Annotated in this window: 16 protein-coding genes and 1 pseudogene; 4 read left to right on the plus strand and 13 right to left on the minus strand. The window is 61.8% G+C overall.

The annotated features are described in order from the left end of the window. Positions 1–246: 246 nt before the first annotated feature. The 3 genes and pseudogenes from ACFQZZ_RS00315 to ACFQZZ_RS00325 all read right to left on the minus strand — a co-directional run bounded on the left by ACFQZZ_RS00315 (position 247) and on the right by ACFQZZ_RS00325 (position 2380). Positions 247–564 (minus strand): hypothetical protein, encoded by a 318-nt coding sequence (locus ACFQZZ_RS00315; protein ID WP_378672060.1) that lies wholly within the window; start codon positions 562–564, stop codon positions 247–249. A 507-nt stretch (positions 565–1071) separates the two neighbouring features. Then, positions 1072–1543: pseudogene (locus ACFQZZ_RS00320) on the minus strand (transposase); the annotation flags it as partial. A 336-nt stretch (positions 1544–1879) separates the two neighbouring features. After that, on the minus strand, positions 1880–2380 hold the full coding sequence (locus tag ACFQZZ_RS00325; protein WP_378672062.1) for a GNAT family N-acetyltransferase: 501 nt from the start codon (positions 2378–2380) through the stop codon (positions 1880–1882). A 387-nt stretch (positions 2381–2767) separates the two neighbouring features. Here ACFQZZ_RS00325 and ACFQZZ_RS00330 point away from each other — a divergent pair, with 387 nt between their 5' ends. Beyond that, positions 2768–2956: a hypothetical protein gene (locus ACFQZZ_RS00330; RefSeq protein WP_378672065.1), complete on the plus strand. Its 189-nt coding sequence runs from the start codon at positions 2768–2770 to the stop codon at positions 2954–2956. A gap of 166 nt (positions 2957–3122) precedes the next feature. Here ACFQZZ_RS00330 and ACFQZZ_RS00335 read toward each other — a convergent pair whose 3' ends face one another. The 5 genes from ACFQZZ_RS00335 to ACFQZZ_RS00355 all read right to left on the minus strand — a co-directional run bounded on the left by ACFQZZ_RS00335 (position 3123) and on the right by ACFQZZ_RS00355 (position 9521). Beyond that, positions 3123–4370 carry a fatty acid desaturase family protein gene (locus ACFQZZ_RS00335; RefSeq protein ID WP_378672068.1) on the minus strand — a complete coding sequence of 416 codons (1248 nt, stop codon included), beginning with the start codon at positions 4368–4370 and terminating at the stop codon, positions 3123–3125. 36 nt (positions 4371–4406) lie between these two features. Then, on the minus strand, positions 4407–5333 hold the full coding sequence (locus ACFQZZ_RS00340; RefSeq protein WP_378672109.1) for a patatin-like phospholipase family protein: 927 nt from the start codon (positions 5331–5333) through the stop codon (positions 4407–4409). 246 nt (positions 5334–5579) lie between these two features. Continuing rightward, positions 5580–6884 carry a PucR family transcriptional regulator gene (locus ACFQZZ_RS00345; protein ID WP_378672070.1) on the minus strand — a complete coding sequence of 435 codons (1305 nt, stop codon included), beginning with the start codon at positions 6882–6884 and terminating at the stop codon, positions 5580–5582. A gap of 361 nt (positions 6885–7245) precedes the next feature. Beyond that, positions 7246–9021, minus strand: a complete 1776-nt coding sequence (locus ACFQZZ_RS00350; protein WP_378672073.1) for a replication initiator — start codon at positions 9019–9021, stop codon at positions 7246–7248. Further along, the gene (locus ACFQZZ_RS00355; protein WP_378672076.1) at positions 9021–9521 is read right to left on the minus strand and encodes a hypothetical protein; all 501 of its coding nucleotides are present in this window, start codon (positions 9519–9521) and stop codon (positions 9021–9023) included. The genes ACFQZZ_RS00350 and ACFQZZ_RS00355 overlap by 1 nt, the downstream gene beginning before the upstream one ends. A 367-nt stretch (positions 9522–9888) precedes the next feature. Between ACFQZZ_RS00355 and ACFQZZ_RS00360 the strand changes: the two genes are divergently transcribed. Further along, positions 9889–10446, plus strand: a complete 558-nt coding sequence (locus tag ACFQZZ_RS00360; RefSeq protein ID WP_378672079.1) for a hypothetical protein — start codon at positions 9889–9891, stop codon at positions 10444–10446. A 310-nt stretch (positions 10447–10756) separates the two neighbouring features. Further along, on the plus strand, positions 10757–11719 hold the full coding sequence (locus ACFQZZ_RS00365) for a hypothetical protein (RefSeq protein WP_378672082.1): 963 nt from the start codon (positions 10757–10759) through the stop codon (positions 11717–11719). 273 nt (positions 11720–11992) lie between these two features. Here ACFQZZ_RS00365 and ACFQZZ_RS00370 read toward each other — a convergent pair whose 3' ends face one another. After that, on the minus strand, positions 11993–12466 hold the full coding sequence (locus ACFQZZ_RS00370) for a hypothetical protein (RefSeq protein WP_378672085.1): 474 nt from the start codon (positions 12464–12466) through the stop codon (positions 11993–11995). 90 nt (positions 12467–12556) lie between these two features. Here ACFQZZ_RS00370 and ACFQZZ_RS00375 point away from each other — a divergent pair, with 90 nt between their 5' ends. Continuing rightward, entirely contained in the window at positions 12557–12994 is a 438-nt protein-coding gene (locus ACFQZZ_RS00375; protein WP_378672088.1) for a hypothetical protein, read from the plus strand. A 242-nt stretch (positions 12995–13236) separates the two neighbouring features. Here ACFQZZ_RS00375 and ACFQZZ_RS00380 read toward each other — a convergent pair whose 3' ends face one another. The 4 genes from ACFQZZ_RS00380 to ACFQZZ_RS00395 form a co-directional block, all read right to left on the minus strand. Beyond that, positions 13237–13638, minus strand: a complete 402-nt coding sequence (locus tag ACFQZZ_RS00380) for a VOC family protein (RefSeq protein WP_378672090.1) — start codon at positions 13636–13638, stop codon at positions 13237–13239. Between the two features lie 177 nt (positions 13639–13815). After that, positions 13816–14145, minus strand: coding sequence for a hypothetical protein (locus ACFQZZ_RS00385; protein WP_378672111.1), 330 nt, complete (start codon positions 14143–14145; stop codon positions 13816–13818). Further along, positions 14072–14431: a DUF6596 domain-containing protein gene (locus ACFQZZ_RS00390; protein ID WP_378672093.1), complete on the minus strand. Its 360-nt coding sequence runs from the start codon at positions 14429–14431 to the stop codon at positions 14072–14074. Before ACFQZZ_RS00390 ends, ACFQZZ_RS00385 begins: the two co-directional genes overlap by 74 nt. A 567-nt stretch (positions 14432–14998) precedes the next feature. Then, positions 14999–16279 (minus strand): pentapeptide repeat-containing protein, encoded by a 1281-nt coding sequence (locus tag ACFQZZ_RS00395; protein ID WP_378672096.1) that lies wholly within the window; start codon positions 16277–16279, stop codon positions 14999–15001. Positions 16280–16843 lie beyond the last annotated feature (564 nt).

Consider the following 16843-nt stretch of genomic DNA (forward strand, 5'->3'; position numbering starts at 1 on the left):
CACGCAGACAGCAGCGGCTCCGACGTAGTGGCCGCCCAGTTGATGGGGCCGGTGAACGTTGCTTCCCTGAAGAAGAGTGTTCCGGTATTCGTTAGGTCGACAAACCAGGGTCGACGATCGCTCGCATCCTCAACGAGCACAAGTCCGACATCGACTACCTCCACGCCCGCGTCGCCCTACATCTGCATGCCGCCGCCGAGAACGCCGAAACCAACCCCACCATGCCCATGGCGCAGCTGGAGACCATCACTCGCACACGGCTTGAGGCCCAGGAGTACTCGCCCCCGCGAAGTCGACACGATCAGCACCAAACTCATCAAGGCTGCCACTCTTCGCTTGGTGCTGCTTGTACCCGATGGCGATCGTGTCGGGTTCGAGGTCCGCAGTCTGCAAGAGTTGATGGCCGCGATCGCCATGACCAGCGGGCCCGAAACTCGCGCCTTGCGACTGCTGAAACTGACCATGCATCATCCCCACTGGCGCAATGTTTGGCTTCTCGCGGCAGGACGGTTGTTCAAAGAACGAGAACACCTTCACGACGACCTCGTCGGGATCTTGGCCCATGGTGACGCTACCGGCAGCCCGATACTTCGTGTTTTTCCCTCGGCACCGGGCCTAGCCGCCGACATCCTCGACGACGGCTTCGCATCAGGCGCACCCAGGGCGCGTCGGCGCTATCTCCTGCAGGCACTCCAATGTGTGGAATTCCCACCAACTTTCGATGACACTGCCACTGCCGCAGCGCTGGCGCGAGCCTGCGGCAACGCCGAGGACCGAGAGTCCTCTTTCACGCCCTTACATCCGCTCTGGCCGCAGGCGGGATGCCACAACTCCGCGCGTACCTGCTTCTCGGCCTTCTTCGCACCGTCGATCCAGCGCTGGAGTCGAAGTCGGCGTTGATCATCCGGCAGAACCGGCACCTCATTCCTGGCGAGGTAATCGGATCAACTACCCGACTAGACAGGACGCCAGCACGAGGTCGCCGCAGACCCCTAAAGAATTCCTCTATGCCCCAATGGAACTTCGTGGTGGGCAGCAGAGTCGAATCTGCGATGGCGCTGGTGGTGATCCCCGACCCGCACCGGTCGGGTCGAGCGAGCGGGTGACCAGGTAGAGACACTTCAACGCGGCTTGCTCGGTCGGGAAATGCCCGCGGGCCTTGATCGCACGCCGGTAGCGGGCATTGAGCGACTCGATCGCGTTCGTCGAGCAGATCACCCGCCGGATCTCGATGTCATAGTCCAGGAACGGGATGAACTCCTCCCACGCGTTGTTCCAAAGCCGCACGATCGCAGCATATTCGTGCCCCACCGCTCGGTGAGATCATCGAGCGCAGCTCGGGCCGCATCGGCGTTGACCGCGGTGTAGATCGGTTTCACGTCCCGTTTCAAGGCGTCCCAGTGCTGGCGCCCGGCCAGCCGGAACGTGTTGCGGATCGAGTGGATGATGCAGGTCTGGACCGTGTCAGCGGCCACATGTTCCCGACCACCTCCGGCAAACCCTTGAGCCCGTCACGGACTACGAAGAACACATCCTTGATCAGCCAGTTGTTCAAGCTGCTTCAACGATGGTGCGACACCGAGCTCGACCAGTTTGCCCACCTGATCATCCCCACCCGACGGGGTGATGTGTATGCCGACTTCGGCCGTAAACGCCCAGTCCAGGCCCAGGCCCCAAAGTGGCCACGCGGGTCGGCCGATCGCACCGTTGATGGTTCAGGTCATCAACGCCCTGCTCGTCGCAGCATCCAGCCGCGCCCGGCTCACAGCGCATTGAGGAACGATGGAGTTCGACAGCGACCCGAACCCGCCGCGGCGCTCGCACAGCTCCAGAAGTAGTGGCAGCCAGCCGAGCTGATCTCGGCATCGCCCCTGACCTGTCAGTGCTGTGGTTCAAGGGTCTCAGGCTCCAGCGCGCGCGACATCTCGATCTCGAACTGTTCAGGCCAGTCGATGCACTGCTTCCGATTGCCGATTCTGGTGAATCCGTTTCTGCGATAGAGGGACTCGGCACTGCGATTGCTTTGGAGCACCCACAGTTGCAACTCCTGATGCCCGCTTGCGTGCGCCCAGTCGATCACTGCGTGCAGCAGTTGGTCGGATAGTCCGGTTCCTCGATGGTTTGGCGCCACCCACATCGAGACGACGACCGGAAGGCTGTTCTCGAGCATGGCACCGACCGCCGCGACTGCAGTACCGTCCTCGATGTCGGCGGTGAACAGCGTCCTCCCCGCCGTCCATTGGCGCCACTGCTGTTCACTCCATCCCGACGCCACCTCGAAGGTGGACCCGAATGTTCCTGGTGGCGACTCGATGAGCGCGGCGAGCCGGACGGCTCGGACGACCGTCCACTCGTTCTGGTCGAGTTGGTGCACGATCATGCACTGATCCTGCGCGGTTGGGGCCATGACTGCAAACGTTTTTCCGATAGACCCGGTCAGTGATGATCGTCCACCTAATCAGGTGGATGATCGCTGTTGAATCAGCCGGGGGTCGTTGTCCTCGTCGGTCGCTGCCAGGTCCGGACTGGATGGAACCGGGGCCCTGTCATGCGTCTTATAGTGCATAGGCGAACTGCACTGCGAGGGGAGTGGGGTTGTCCGGAGAACTCCGGGTCGAGGTTGACCGACTGCGTGAGGCATCAAGGTTTGCCGCCGGCAAAGCCCAGACCATCCGAGACGAGTTGAAGACTCGATGACACCATCGGCAAAGAACTCCTTGCCGACGGTTGGCAAGGGAAAGCGGCCAGCGCGTACGACGAGTCGTGGGTGGAGTGGAAGCACGGAGCTGACACGATCATCGCTGCATTGGAGGAGTCCGCCGCAAACCTCGCTGAAGCCGCCAACCAGTACGAGACACGCGATGCGACAAACCGAGACGCGACATCCTTTCTGCGGCTTCCTGCCGCGGATAACCGGCCCCGTTGTCGGCTCGAATCCGATGTCCGCGTCGCGTAGCACCTCCGGCCCCGTTGGGCCCGTCTCGCCCTCGATCATTGTGGCATGCTTGCCTTTTCGAGATTAGTCCTACACTCTACCCGCGAGCTCCGACTCCACAACCAGCTTCGTCATCCTCGCCAACAACCCGCCCTCGCCGAGCGGGATACCCGGGCCACCGGCTACGTCAGGCGGGGTGGATCGCACCGGCCTTGACCTTGGCGAGTGCCGTGCGAAGGCCACGGCGCTTGCCGGTGACGGGGGCGGCCGGTAGCCGATCCGATGTCGCATACTGGCTCGGTACGCCGATGAATTGGAGTTCGGATCTGGTCTCAGGCGCGTCGTCAACGGTGCGATGCAACAACCCATCGGGCAACGCAAGTTTGTGGACCGTCCGCAATGCCTGCAAAAATTGCTTGGCCAGCGGACCACTGGTGTAGGGCAGGTCGTATTCGTCACACACCGCACGTACCCGCGCCGCGATCTCGGCATAGCGGTTACTCGGCAGGTCGGGAAACAGATGATGCTCGATTTGATAGCTGAGATTTCCTGACATGAACGCCAGGACCCGCCCCGCCTCGAAGTTGGCGGTGCCGAGTAGTTGCCGGAGATACCACTCACCACGGGTTTCGTTGTCGAACTCCTCGATAGTGAACTTCTCCGCACCGTCGGGGAAGTGCCCGCACATGATGACGACGAACGACCACAGGTTCCGCAGCAGCAGCGCGGTGGCATTGGCACCGAGCGTCTGTTTGAACGCTCGACCTGTCAGCGCCGGGTAGAGGACGAAGTCTTTGCCGAGTTGACGGGCGATCTTTCGCGCGAACTCCTTGTTCGGCTTCGATGACAACCGCTGGCTCGATGTGTGTGTGAACCGGCGTTCCAGTCCCCAGTCGTGCACCGAGATCGCCCACTCGAAGAATGCCGCGACAACAAGGCTCGACACCGGCTGGAACAGGTGAATCGGACGCCACGGTTCGTCACGCGTCATTCGCATGACGACGAAGCTCAGATCCTCGTCCATGCCGAAGACATTGGTGTACGTGTGATGGAAGTGGTTGTGCGACCGCTTCCAATGCGCCGACGAACCGACGAAATCCCACTCCCACGACGTGGAATGAATTTCCGGATCGTTCATCCAATCCCACTGCCCGTGGCTGATGTTGTGTCCGAGCTCCATCATTTCGATGATCTTCGCGAGAGCCAACATGGCCGTGCCCGCCAGCCATGCCGGTCGCTTTCGACTCGCGAACAACGTCGCGCGTCCGCCCAACTCCAGCATCCGCTGCGCTCTGATCACACGCAGAATATAATTGGCATCGCGTTCACCTCGTGACAATTCGATGTCTCGACGAATCGCATCCAGTTTCTTGCACAGGGCATCGATATCTGCGTCGTTCAGATGGGAAAACGTCTTTATGTCCGTGATCGCCACGGGAGTCCTTCCTAATGCTTGTGTCCCGGTCTATCGCTATTGCCGCGCCCCGAGCGCCGCGGCATCTTCGGCCGGTGACAGCGGCATCAGCTCACCGAGTACGTCTGGATCGACGACGGCGAGGAGTTGATCGGTAGAGCGGGTGTCGATCCACGTTGCCGCGATGTCGTAACCGTGATCGAAGAGCTCCTCGGGCGAACGCGTCGGGGATTGCAGCGCCGACCCGTATGGCAGTTCGGCGAAAATTGTTCGTGCACAAATGTTTTCGTCACGGAAAGGTCGTGGACGGCGGGGGATCATCGGCAGTGACGAATGGGCCAATGGCAGGAGTAGCCCGCCGCGGCTGTAGTGCGGCTCAGGGCCGTAGAGGTCGAGAACGAGCGCGGGATGAGACCCGAACACCTCATACGGGACACGATGGTGTGTTCCGCCGTCGAAGATGTGGTCGAGCGCTGTCGCGGCAGGAAAGGCTCCCGGTATCCGTGTCGCCGCGACCAGTGCATCGGCGACGGGCATATCGGTCAAGCCCAACTTCGGCAAATCCTGTGGAAGAAACAACGTGCCGTGCTCACCCGAGTAGACCGGAATGATCAACGAGGAAATGATCCCTGGCGGCTGCCGCCGGGCCAGGTTCGGTTCCAGTACGAAATCGGCGAACGTTCGATCGCCGACAACCGCGTGTGCGAGTTCGCGTAGGCGAGCATCGGGGTAGAGCGTGCGTTTAGTCAACATCGCCCGAAGGCTTCGGTTGCCGACTACTTCGTCTGCCGGATGATCGATGGCGATCTGACGCAGCTGCGCGCGACTCATTCCCAAAGCCGCTGCGGCGGCCCCGATAGCTCCTCCGCTGACGCCTAATACGACCGGCCGAATAGGTGTCGGCCGTGTGACACCACGATCCGCCAAGATTTTCGCCCTGCTGGAATTCAACCCGTCCACGGCACCACTCACCATCCCCGCCATAAAAGCGAGGCTGCGTCCGGCTACACCGGCCAAAATGCGAACCGTCACCAGTTCCTCAATCAACAGACTATCCTTCTCGAAATCGAATCAGTTTGTATCGCAAAGAACTCGCCGTGACCCACGGCGGCCGCCAACACCGGAAATCCATGATCTCGGAGTTTTGATTTCAGTGCATTCGTAATGTATTTCTAGAGGTGATGCGGCGCCGCGTGCCGTGCGTGCAGAATTGTCGAATAATCAGGACGGTCAGCGCAGAACGGTAGCGCCGAGAAAGCGGCAGACTTGCAAAGCCACCGCGATATCGAGTTTGTCATGTGGAGCGGTGCCTACGCGGGTGGCCTCGATCGCCTTCGTGATGCGGTATTTGACCGTATTGCGGTGCAGAGTAAGGACTTCGGCGGTACGCACATGGCTTTCGCTGGTGGCGTAGTAGGTGCTGAGGGTGTGGCGCAGAGTGGCCGCTTGGTCGGTGTCGACCGCCAGGTCACCCAAGACTTCACAGACCCACGCGCGGGTGGAGTCCAGATCCTTGGCCAACAAGGAGGCAACGGCGACACCGGAATCGCCGAAGCCGAGGATCGTATGCGAGGACGGGATCCCGGGAAGGCTGGCGACGAAGTATGCGGCGATGGCCTGTTGATGAGAGCGGCGGAATCCGCCGAGTGCGTGTCCGGGCAGCCCGACCGTCAGCCGCACCCCGTCGGCGGGATCCACCATGGCGTGCAGTTCGGTGGTATCGATCACCGGGTGGCGGTGGCCGAACGGCAGCCACGCCCACGCTGTGTGGCGGTCGATGGCGGTGACCAGCGCCTGCCCCTCGGCGTGTAGGCCACCGGCGAGCGTCCGCGCCTGGGTGTCCAGGAGGTTCAGGTTGCTCGGTTGCTCATGGCCGGAGCGCCACAGGATGAGAGCCAGATGGGTTTGGTCGAGCAGATAGCCGGTCTCGGCCTCGAAGGCTGTTTTGTCGGCTGTTTCCGCGGACAGCACGGCGTGCACTGTGGAGGAATGCACGCTGCCGCGGGCGTTCGTCCACCGACTGCGCTCAGCCTCGTAGGCGTCTAAGACATGAAGGGTGATCCATTCGATGTAGGTGTAGACGATCTCGGTGAGCCTCTTGACGACGGCGAGCGCGAGCGGCGCGGGCAAGCGGCGGCGATCGATCTCGTCATGGCAAATCCGCAGCATGTCGTTCTGGCCCATGTGGTAGGCGCGTACCAGCGAATGGGACGGAACTCCGCGCTGTGCGAGTCTTAATGCGTTTTCGACGGCCGCGGTGGTGGGCTGCAAATGGTCGACGGGAATATCGTGGGCCAAGACACGCAGGAGGGTGGTGAGGTTGCCTTGCACACTGGCCTCGAACATTTCCATCAGTTGAGGGTCGTTGTCGAGGTGGTCGACCTCTCGCGCAATCATGGTGCTCATCGCCTGGGCGATCTCCCGTTCGCGCGACTTCAGCGTGCGTGCGATGTCCACTATGACCGCGGTCGCATCGTCTGTCGCTGTGACCGCGGACAACTGGCGCTGATGCGGCGAGCCGGAAAAGTCGCTCATAAGCGCGCATCCCGCGCGACTGACGAACGAGGAGGTGTCCGCGGATGCCGCAGTGCCGAACCGCGGTGGATGACGGTCGGCTGCGGCGAGCCATCGGCTCCGCCGACGACGACTACGGCTGTGGTCACGTTCGCCGAACCTCGCCGGTCGAGGATGCGGGGTCGTGCATCGAGGGCTCCTGCAGATCGGTCTGGTTAGCGACCGGGGCGGCATGCGAGTCCGGCACTCGCTGCACGTCGAATGGGATGAGATTGTTTGGCAACCAGGATTGTTCGGCGGGCCGGTAGCTGCCTGTCCGGATCGTTCCGGGTGCGGCGTCGATGACCTTATAGCGCTGGTCGGCATTAGCGAGGGCCGCAGATTACCCAGCTCTGGGAAGGGCATCAGGCCACCCACGAGTAAGCCCATATTCCCTCCTCAGGATGCCGCGAGCGCGAAAGTAGTTCATGGAAATAAATTCGGTGGCGGCTGCGCCGCCGTGTGACATGTTCAATGGCCGCAGCCGTGGCCCCGACCATTTCGACTTGCTACGGAGTAAGAGCGTAGTGAGCGTCTCGGAAGCCGGAAAGGTCCTGAGGGCACACACTTTCGGGCAGGCTTTGTGCTTTCTGCACAGACGCCGCCGGGATGGTGCGGTTGCGAAGATTCCGCGCGCAAGCTGCCGAACAAAATCGACGCGATCTTGTTTGTGGTCCGGGAGTGTCTTGCCGGACCATTTGCGCGACACCAGGACCCGACGACCGGGCAGGCCCAGGGTGTCTCGGCGGTGTGCTTTGCCCTTGCAACGGCCGGGTGTGGTCTTGTCGCCGGCGCCCTGGGGAACGATGCCGTACTTCAGCCACACCGGGCACCGCGGTGAGCACGGCGTGTTCTGCAACTCGGCGTGAAGCCGGTCGTAGTGCTCGGCGGCGCGATCGGACTGCGGTTCCACGATTTCCGCGATGCTCTTCACCAGATACTTGGTGACGTAGCCGATGGTTCGGCCGGCCTTCTCGGTTCCAGCGACCACGCCCTTGATCTGCTTGCGATCCATCTGCGACCCGAACCGCACCGTATGCGCCGGTGCCAGATCATCCACCGCGTCCAGGATGTCCAGCGCGTCATCCCAATACTTCAGGACTTGCCCGGACTCGGGGTCGACGAAGGTGGCCTTCTTGTGATCCCACACCGGCAGATACCCACCGCCATACACCTGGTCTTCGCGGTCGAAGCGCGGCCACCACACCTGGTGGTAGGTAGCCGCGGTGACCTGCTTGATGATCTCGCGGGAGATCGCATCCCGAATCAGGATGTGCAGATGCAGGGCGCCACGACGCTGAGGTTCCACGGTGCCGAAGTACTGCACGTCATAACCGACGCAGCGCCGCAAGTTCTGAATCCACCGGTCGATCAGCTTGGAGAAGAACACGATGTCCCGGGCGGCGCGCGGGTAGTCATAGCCATCCGGATCAATCGGGGAACCGTCCGAGCAACGTTCGCCCTTCTCGTTGACCGCACCATACGGGTTGATGCGCCCGTAGCTGTCCATGGTGAGGGTGACGAACATCGAGGACAGGTGCCCACCGATCTCCTCGCCGACGGTGCGCTTGGATACCTTGCGGCGCGGCAGATTCGGCACATCCTGACGACGCCGAGTCGAACGCTTGCGCCGATCCTTGGTGACCGCGTCCAAGACCGGGAGGCGACCACGCAGACCGGTTTCGCGCAGCTCCTCATCCAGGCTCGAGATGACCTCCCGGAACTGGGCGGCCAGATCCTCGTCTCCGTCGTCGACAGCTTGCCGGTAGTCGGCGACGAGATCCGCTCGAGCGGTGAGCAATGCGACTTGCTTCTCGGTCGGGTCGGACTTGTCGGCGACTGGTTCGGTGCTCATGTGCCAGCCTTCGCGGCACTGGGCAATCCGCAACGCTCTGTTGGCTTTAGCGCAGGCCGGGCACACCGATTCGATCGTCGACTTGCACGGTGAGGGTTCGTAGGTGATCTCGCCGGTGCGAGGGTCTTCCACCCGCATGGGGATCGGACGCTTGCACACGTCGTACTGCTCCGCGGCAGCTTGAGCGACTTCGAACAGGTTCGGCAGGGCGCGACGCTGTGCCGCCGTTTCCCGAGTACTGGGTAGATCGATCGCAGCGTTCATCACGCGGCCTCCTTGCCCCAACGCAGACCACCATCGATGTGCGGGAGTGCGATCGTTTCGGCGAGGGAATCGGCGTGCCGGAAGGCCAGCTCGACGACGCCGGGGCCGACGATGGTTGCCCGGCATTCCTGAGTACCGAAGGCATGGGCCAGGTGCTGGGTGCGGTTTTGGAAATCGTCGGGGCAGTGGCCTTCGAGCATCCGGACCTGTACGCGGTCGATGGTGTCGCCGATGGCGACGGAGGCAAGCCGCGGAACGAGTGTCGCATCGTTGCGAGTGATCGTCAGGTTGCACGCGGTCATGAGTCGAGCCCAGCGACGGCGGTATCGAAACCAGGTCAGGAACCGGCTGCGTGCCCGCGAGGTGATCCACCGCTCGAAGGTCTCCGGACTCCTGCGGTGCCAGAGCACCATCCCCGCGGTGAACACCCCGGCCACCACGACACCCACCGGCCAGCCGTAGAAAAGGCCGGCCGCGGCGGCCACCGCGATGGGGATCAAGAGCGCCCCGGCGGCGCGATGCGCCGCCGACGCGCTGCGACACGCAGCGCGCTCCCTGAAGGGCGGTCACGCGGCGCGTCGGCGCGTCGGCGGCGCACCGGCCGCTGGGGCTCATTTTGGTCCTGTTCGCATGTTCTGGCATCCGCTTTGGCGACGTGGCAGCACGCGGACTGTTCGACTCTGGCCAATTTTTCGTTCACCCGACAGTGCTGGGAACGACGTCAGCCGTCCCCGACTTGCTCTCCCGCAGCTCGCCCACAGATCGGCCGGCGTCGATCGTGGGGCCTGGCCGTTGAACCGGTTCGGATCACTTGAGAAGTGCCGGGGTGATGGAGAATTCGATTCGCTTCCCCGACATACTTGGACGGTGAGCGAGTACGCAGATGAGGTCAGGATCAGCATCGCCGTCTTGAACGGTCTTGCAACTGCCGAACCAACTGAGCGGGTGTACGTCGTCTTCCGCCCAGGTGGAGAAGGCGTTGATCGGCCGGAGGTCGCAAGCGGCTTGCTTGCTGCCTTTCCTGGACCCGACTACACATTAAAAGAGCAGTACAACATCACTCACTGGGGCGCTTCCGGTGCCGTTGTCGAGTTCGCGATGCAGATTGCCGAGGGGACGGTAGCTAACCTCGTCACGGGCGGTGTCATAGGCGGGGTCGGTGTCCTGCTCCTCAAGCTCGGCTTGACGCGAGGCAACGACGGTCCGTACGCACCGATCGCGGAGCAGGAAGCGATATCAGAGGCTAGGCGCCATCTCCAGCGGCTGGGGGCACCGTCCTTCGAACCTGCCGATGTAATTGCCCAACAGTCACCTGACGGTAGGTGTGTCACTCTCGAGATCACTGATAGCACCGGCCATACATCCACGATAGAAGTTCGGAAATCGCAAGGTCCGATTGCGGCTTACATCTTCTATACCCCGTAACGGCGACCGTCTTCGCGCGTCCTTCGGCCGCGTAGCCCTGCTGTGTCGTGGCCTGCATTGTGTTCGTGCGCCCCTCCAGCGTCAAGAGCGCCTACGGCGTCACTACGTGATTGCTTCGCAACCCTTGACCCCGGAGCCTCTACGCGCGAGGGCAGGCCTTATGGGGGCAGGCGGTAGCCAGCCCACCCATGGTGCAACCCACCACACAGCATGGCCAATCCGTGGTCCATAAGTCCGTCATGAAACGACTCGCGTGTCGGACTGCTCGGCTAACTTTGGCCTCAACTTGGCTCGAAGGGAAGGTTGGCGGATGAGCGGGGACCGGAGATCGCAAGCGGAGTGGGCGGCGGAGCGTGAGCGTCGGCTGAAGCATCTCGAACAACTTCCCGGCAAACATCACCATGAACGTTTCGAGGCCCTGAATCGGACTTCGCGTTTGTTCTCGGTCAACGGTGTTGAGTTGTCCAATCACATCGCCAAGTTCGTCGGTACTTTTCGGCATGTGGACGACCTTCCCGAAGAGTTCGAGCATGAAGCCGTGCGCCTGTTTCACAACTACATCGCTTCCGTTGCCACGCTTCGCGATGTCCAGCGCAGCACGCACCGCAAACTCTGGCCCGAGAGAGTCCCAGAAGGGCAGCGACGTGACCCGAAGGACAGCAGAACCGTGTGGGAAGTTGAGACGTACGAGCCCATGGTTACGGATATGTTCGGCGACGACGACATCAAATTTCTATTCGACCTGCGAAACTTCACGGTCCACTACGCCGTACCGGTGATGTCGATCCAGACGACATGGAGTCATCGGCCGCCCAGCCCGATGCAGTGGATCAACAAGGTGGAGCTGAAACGCGCAGAATTGGACAAGTTCTCAGGATGGGGAGGGCCAGCAAAACGCTTCCTGAGAACCCAAGCCAAGGATGTCGAGTTCCTGCCTCTCCTGGAGAAGTATTCGCAGCGAGCCAGTCAGTTCTACGGTTGGTTCTGGGATCAGGTGAAGGAGGCGGTTCGGTCCGAGGTTGATGAATATCATTCTAAGAGTAACGAATTCGGCCATTGGCTGGCCGAGGTGATGGCAAAGCCAGATTGGGGTCCCGGGCCAGGAGCAATGCCGATCCCCGGGTCGCTACGGCGCAATCGGGCGTGTGCTCACGCGGATCGGTGTGCGTATGGCATATCCGGCTGGCGCGCGATCGAGGTCGACAGCCACGGTGTGGCGGAGGTTGGAGAGTCCGAGTGGCCCCCTTTGCCAAGGGTCGGGAAGTACGCCTAATTGCGATGTTTTGGCGGGACCAGAACGGGACCACACGCTACGAACGATTGCAATCGACCAGCACTTCTGGAGCGTGCTGGAACTATCGAAACACCGACCTGACAAGCACTTTTGTCCCTCGGTCCGACCTAGGGGTCAAGTGGTCGCAGGTTCAAATCCTGTCATCCCGACAAACAAAATCCCCTTCCGACCAGGTCGGAAGGGGTTTTCTGTCGTAGGCATCACTAGTGAGACTTGAGGTCACTCCACAGAAAAGTCACACTTTGGCCTCTGTTACCGGCCAGTGGCCCATCGTTCGAGCACGCCCCGGTTGTCGGGCGCTGTCTCCGGGATGTCGATGCAGTGCTTCTTGGCCACCCCCTCGGTGTTGCCCAGTTGGCGGGCCGCCCGCTCGGGGTCGCCGTATGCACGGTCGACCTCCGTGCCCGCGCCTCGGCGAAAGGTTCGTGGCGTCACCCACGAGAACTCGGTGCCACGGGCCGCTCGCCAGACCCTGCCGAAATTGGTCGGGCTTCGCGGTGTTCCCACGCGCGATGGGAACAGCAGCCCCATCGGATTGGGTCTACCGGATGCCTTCAGATCGGTGATCGTGTCTGTGATCGCTTCGACGGAGTGCGGGGGCAGCAGGATGCGGCGCCAGCTGTTGTCGGTCTTCGGTACCGGCTTTCGTTCCCATCCGCCGCGGCCTCCGCCGCGCACTTCGATCAGTGTTCCGGTGACATCGAGGTATGGATCGGCAACCTGCACGTCGATCTCGTCCAGCAGCAGTGCGAAGGTTTCGTGTGGATTCGTCAGCGGGAAGGATTCGCGCTCGGCGCCCGCGACTTACTCGGTACCTTGCTGCACGAAGCCGCACACGGCGTCGCCCGTGCCTGTGGTGTTCAGGACACCAGCCGCGGCGGTGCCTACCACAACGCGAAATACCGTGGTATCGCAAGGGAATTCGGGCTCATTGTCGCCCGCCAGACCAGCCGGGCCATATATCCGAACAAGAACTACGAGTCCAAACATCTGGTTGACCCACCAATTCAGCCGTCACAAGGCACCGTTGTGTGGCTACCCGATTCGCCGGGATCACAGACCGGAACATTGACAGGCGAACTCGACACCGGCATCGATCACGGCCGCTCCACCGGCAGCTACATAGAGGCATTCATCAACGGCAAAACCCGTGGACGTCACTGTTCACAACGACGGAAACAGCACTGGTGGGAGATCCCGAACGTCCATGCCGACGACCGCATAGAGTTCACACAAACAGTCACCTTCGTCTGACCAGCGATACGATCGGCCTGCCGGTGGAGCCGACCGCAACCTTGGGCCCGATGGCGGTGCTCGGCAGTGCGGGCGTATTGGAAGGCATCTGCGGACGGTACGACTTGCGCGGCAAGGATGTGCTGACGTTGATCACCGGGGGCAATGTGGACCTGCCATGGCAGCGGGCACTTCGCTACAACCATGACTCCGGCCCCGTCGACGAATGGGAGTTCCTGCATTGCTGGCGCCGTGTTATCCGTTCAGGACGGCGGTACCGGGTGATCTTCCGGTGGCGTGGCCTCGCCCTGCCAGAAGTTCCAGTGGTATCCCCATGGGTCGGTGATGGTGAAGGTTCGCGGACCGTACGGCTGGTCGATCGGTGGTTCGACCGCCACCGTCGCGGCGGCCTTAATCCGCGCATAGTGTGCTTCGACGTCGTCCACGTGCACGATCAGGATGGCGTTCTTCCCGTCGTCGCTGATGTTGCCGCTGGCACTGACTCCGATCTTGGTCACCCCGGCGAAGATATCGGCTTCATAGGTCCGACCGGTGTCGTCCCGCCATCGGATGGTGCCGGTCAAGCCCAAGACCTGCTCCATCCAGTCGAGCGCCGTGTCGGCGTCGGCATACCGCAAGTAGGGAGAGGCGCCTTTGATTGTCATCGGATACTCCTTCAAGCATTGAGCGTGGTCATACTGTGCGTCCTATTGCGTCGGCAGGCTAGGACGAATGGAATCGCCCGCCTGGGAACCGCCACGGACGCTCTGTGAGAGAACTCCTGCTCGGCTGTGTTGTGGCTGAGCGCAAACGCCGCCTGATATGCCTCGATCGCTTCCGCGTCACGACCGAGGCGATGCAGGAAGTCGGCCTTGGTAGCGGTAGCCTGCCAGTGGGCCGTCCAGCTCGAGCCGCTCGATCTCGGCCAGTGCCGCCTGCGGCCCATCGACCATCGACACCGCCACCGCCACCGCACGATTGAGCGCGACGACCGGCGACGGCCAGATCCGCAGCAGCCGATCGTAGAGTTGGAGGATCTGTGGCCAGTCGGTCGCCGCGTAGGTAGGGGCCTGCGCGTGCAACGCGGCAATCGCGGCCTCAAGGGTGAAACGCCCGGCTGGCGCCGCGCGTAGCGCTGCGACGATGAGCAGGTCGGCCTCGGCGATCAGCACGCGGTCCCATACCGTGCGGTCCCTGCTCCTCGAGGCGCAGCAGCCTGCCGTGCGTTTCTCGGCGTGCTTGGTGCACGAGCAGCAACGCCAGCAGGCCAGCCGTCTCCTGATCGGCGGGCAGCAGCAGGTGCAGCAGGTGTGCCAGATCCATGGCGCGGCCGGTGATCTCGTTGCGGATGAGGTCTGCGCCGGAGTGCGCGCGGTGTGCCCGGTGGCGTAGAGCAAGGGAGGCGGTGGATGCTCGGCTGAGTCGGACCTGACCCCTGCCGTCATCATTCGTGAACATCTTCGAAGTGGTGTAGGTGGCGACACGCCACCAGGATTCGCGAACAACTGACGTCACAGTTCGCGGACGGAGCCAGATGGCCGGAGCTCACGGGTACCCCTGCACAAATCGGGTGGGCCAGTGTCCTTTGCCGGTTGACCTGACGTATTGCCATCGTTCTGGCACAAATTTGGGGCTTCTGCCATTGACCTGACGCGGATCGTTGGTTCCGACTGTTTGCTCGGGGGCCGGGTCGTGGGTGCTGTCGTCGCCGTTTCCGGTGGTGATGAGTGCTGGGCGGAGCCCGTCGATCCAGATTCTGGTGGTCGTTGCCGATTGCCTCTGTTGGCTTGCGCGGCAGTGCGTTTCGACAGAGTCGAACCTGCTCGGAGGTTCCCGTCGTTCCGTGGTCAGAAGAACTTCTCGGGCTCGTGGTGGTCGGCGACGACGGGTTCGCACATCAACCACGGATCCTGGGTGGAGCGCGACCGGCTGATGGCGTTCGAGCTTAGCTTCAGCTATATCCCCGAACTCGCTGATCGGTGGACGCCGTCACAGTAGGACAGCTGCACTACAGCTGACCATGTACTACGTCCTGCAAGTTCCTGCGTCGGGTGTTCGTGTGTCGAGCGTGCGTTTCAAGCTGTCCAAATCTGCCGCGATCGAGCCGATATCAGCCAGGAGTGACTCGCTGTCGGCATATGATCTCGCCGGTAGCACCCATGGGTATTTCTCGTTGTCTCGGCACATGCTGTATACGGGGCCGCCGCGAGACAGGGCGATGGTAGGTACTGAGCAGAACGGAATGAACTGCTGTAGTTCGTGCGGTGCGGACCGGGGGGCGGTGACATCGGCGATAACGAATCGTGATAACCGTGCCAGTATCTGCACTGTTTCCGATAGATCGCGCGAATTACACTTCGACGTGTCGAACAAGATTGCCAGATAACCCAGCTCGCGCAGATGATCACGGATTTGATCCAGCACAAGCTTGTGTTCTGAGGCGAAACGACCCAGGATCAGAACCAGCGAGGACGATACGCCGTCAACCAGCTCTCGCACCCCGTTCCCGCGCCTGAGGCTGTCGAGGAATACGGCGATGTGAAGGCCATCGATCTCTATCTCCGGCTCATCGGAACCAGGGTTCTTGACGCGCAGCGCTGACGCCCGTGTGATCTCTCCTCGCGTACCCCAGAGGTTGATGCCGTAGATGTCGCAACATGCGAAAGCGTTTCGCTCGAGATTCGAGCCGGAGAAGTTGGCCTGGATCAGGTTGGAGTTCGAGAACGTTCCGTCGGTCAACTCTGCGCGCTTGAACGATGCACCCTGGAGTTTGCAATTGATGAACTTTACTCCGGGTGCTCGTATCGCATCGAAGTTCGACTTGACGAGACTGCAGTTGATGAATGTGGCGCCACTCAAGTCGGCGCCTTCGAACTGAGTGGTATCGCCGAAGCTGCAATTCGTGAAACTCGCGTACTGGAGGTTCGCGTCCTGAAAGCTCGAGTCAATAAGGCATACCCGCTGGAAGGAGCTATCCCGCAAATCTGCCCGGTCGAACCTCGCCCCCTCGAAACGTTGGAGTTCATCCTCTACGACGAGGTTGCGGAGATCCACCCCTTTCAGAGACTTCCCATAACCGAACTGCCTCAAGCCAATCAGGTCTGGATCCGGGCGAATCCAGAGGATGTCGTGCCACCTCAGGAATCGGTCGAAACGATTAGGTTTCTTCAATGTGTCAGCGACGAACCGCTTGCCCATTGGTGTCAGCTGATACATCTGAAACGCTAATGACCCCATGCCGACCGAAAATCCGAGGCCCTGCGCAGACCACATGGCAATCTCGGGTAACCGGCTCAGCTTGCTCATATATGCAGGATACATTTGCTCGGGAGTGCTGCCCGTCGCATGATCCTGCTAGCTGCGACCGCGCCGCCCGCACCAAATCCAGCTAGACGGAACCACATTCGCCACCACACCCATGACCATCGACGACCACTCCCGCCCGCTGTCCGTCCAGACCCGGCGAAACTGCGGAATCGTTCGTGGTTCGCCTCACCCTCGTCAATCACCTCAAACCCAGCTACCTGGGCCACCACATCACTCCGGGCCGACATGGCATGGGCACCATCGCCCCGGACAAACTCGCCGTCATCACCGACCGAACCTCGCCGATCATTCTGTGCATATTCCCCGAACTCGCCACCCGAGGGAAGCCGCCCCGACAACCCGGCGTCACCGCAGAACACCGAAAATGCAAGCAACACAACGACAACGCCCGGCGACTGGTCTATGCGGCAACCCGCCCGGGTAGATCCGCCCGCCGCAATCGGCCGGTACACCGGAGGTCTGTTGCGTCGATCGAGGCGCTTCTGGCTCCCCTCTCGTGTCAAGACGTAGTTTGGAGGTCGGGGCTATTCTGGTTGGTGGTGA

It is taken from the genome of Nocardia sp. GCM10030253 (assembly GCF_042675075.1).
Taxonomy (GTDB): Bacteria; Actinomycetota; Actinomycetes; order Mycobacteriales; family Mycobacteriaceae; genus Nocardia.

Coding starts and splice junctions, on each gene's coding strand:
- ACFQZZ_RS00315 (WP_378672060.1), bottom strand. CDS start 564: ATGGGCCAAGATCCCGACGAGGTCGTCGTGAAGGTGTTCTCGTTCTTT.
- ACFQZZ_RS00380 (WP_378672090.1), bottom strand. CDS start 13,638: ATGACAATCAAAGGCGCCTCTCCCTACTTGCGGTATGCCGACGCCGAC.
- ACFQZZ_RS00390 (WP_378672093.1), bottom strand. CDS start 14,431: ATGTTCACGAATGATGACGGCAGGGGTCAGGTCCGACTCAGCCGAGCA.
- ACFQZZ_RS00340 (WP_378672109.1), bottom strand. CDS start 5,333: ATGGCGGGGATGGTGAGTGGTGCCGTGGACGGGTTGAATTCCAGCAGG.
- ACFQZZ_RS00350 (WP_378672073.1), bottom strand. CDS start 9,021: ATGAACGCTGCGATCGATCTACCCAGTACTCGGGAAACGGCGGCACAG.
- ACFQZZ_RS00345 (WP_378672070.1), bottom strand. CDS start 6,884: ATGAGCGACTTTTCCGGCTCGCCGCATCAGCGCCAGTTGTCCGCGGTC.
- ACFQZZ_RS00325 (WP_378672062.1), bottom strand. CDS start 2,380: ATGATCGTGCACCAACTCGACCAGAACGAGTGGACGGTCGTCCGAGCC.
- ACFQZZ_RS00395 (WP_378672096.1), bottom strand. CDS start 16,279: ATGAGCAAGCTGAGCCGGTTACCCGAGATTGCCATGTGGTCTGCGCAG.
- ACFQZZ_RS00365 (WP_378672082.1), top strand. CDS start 10,757: ATGAGCGGGGACCGGAGATCGCAAGCGGAGTGGGCGGCGGAGCGTGAG.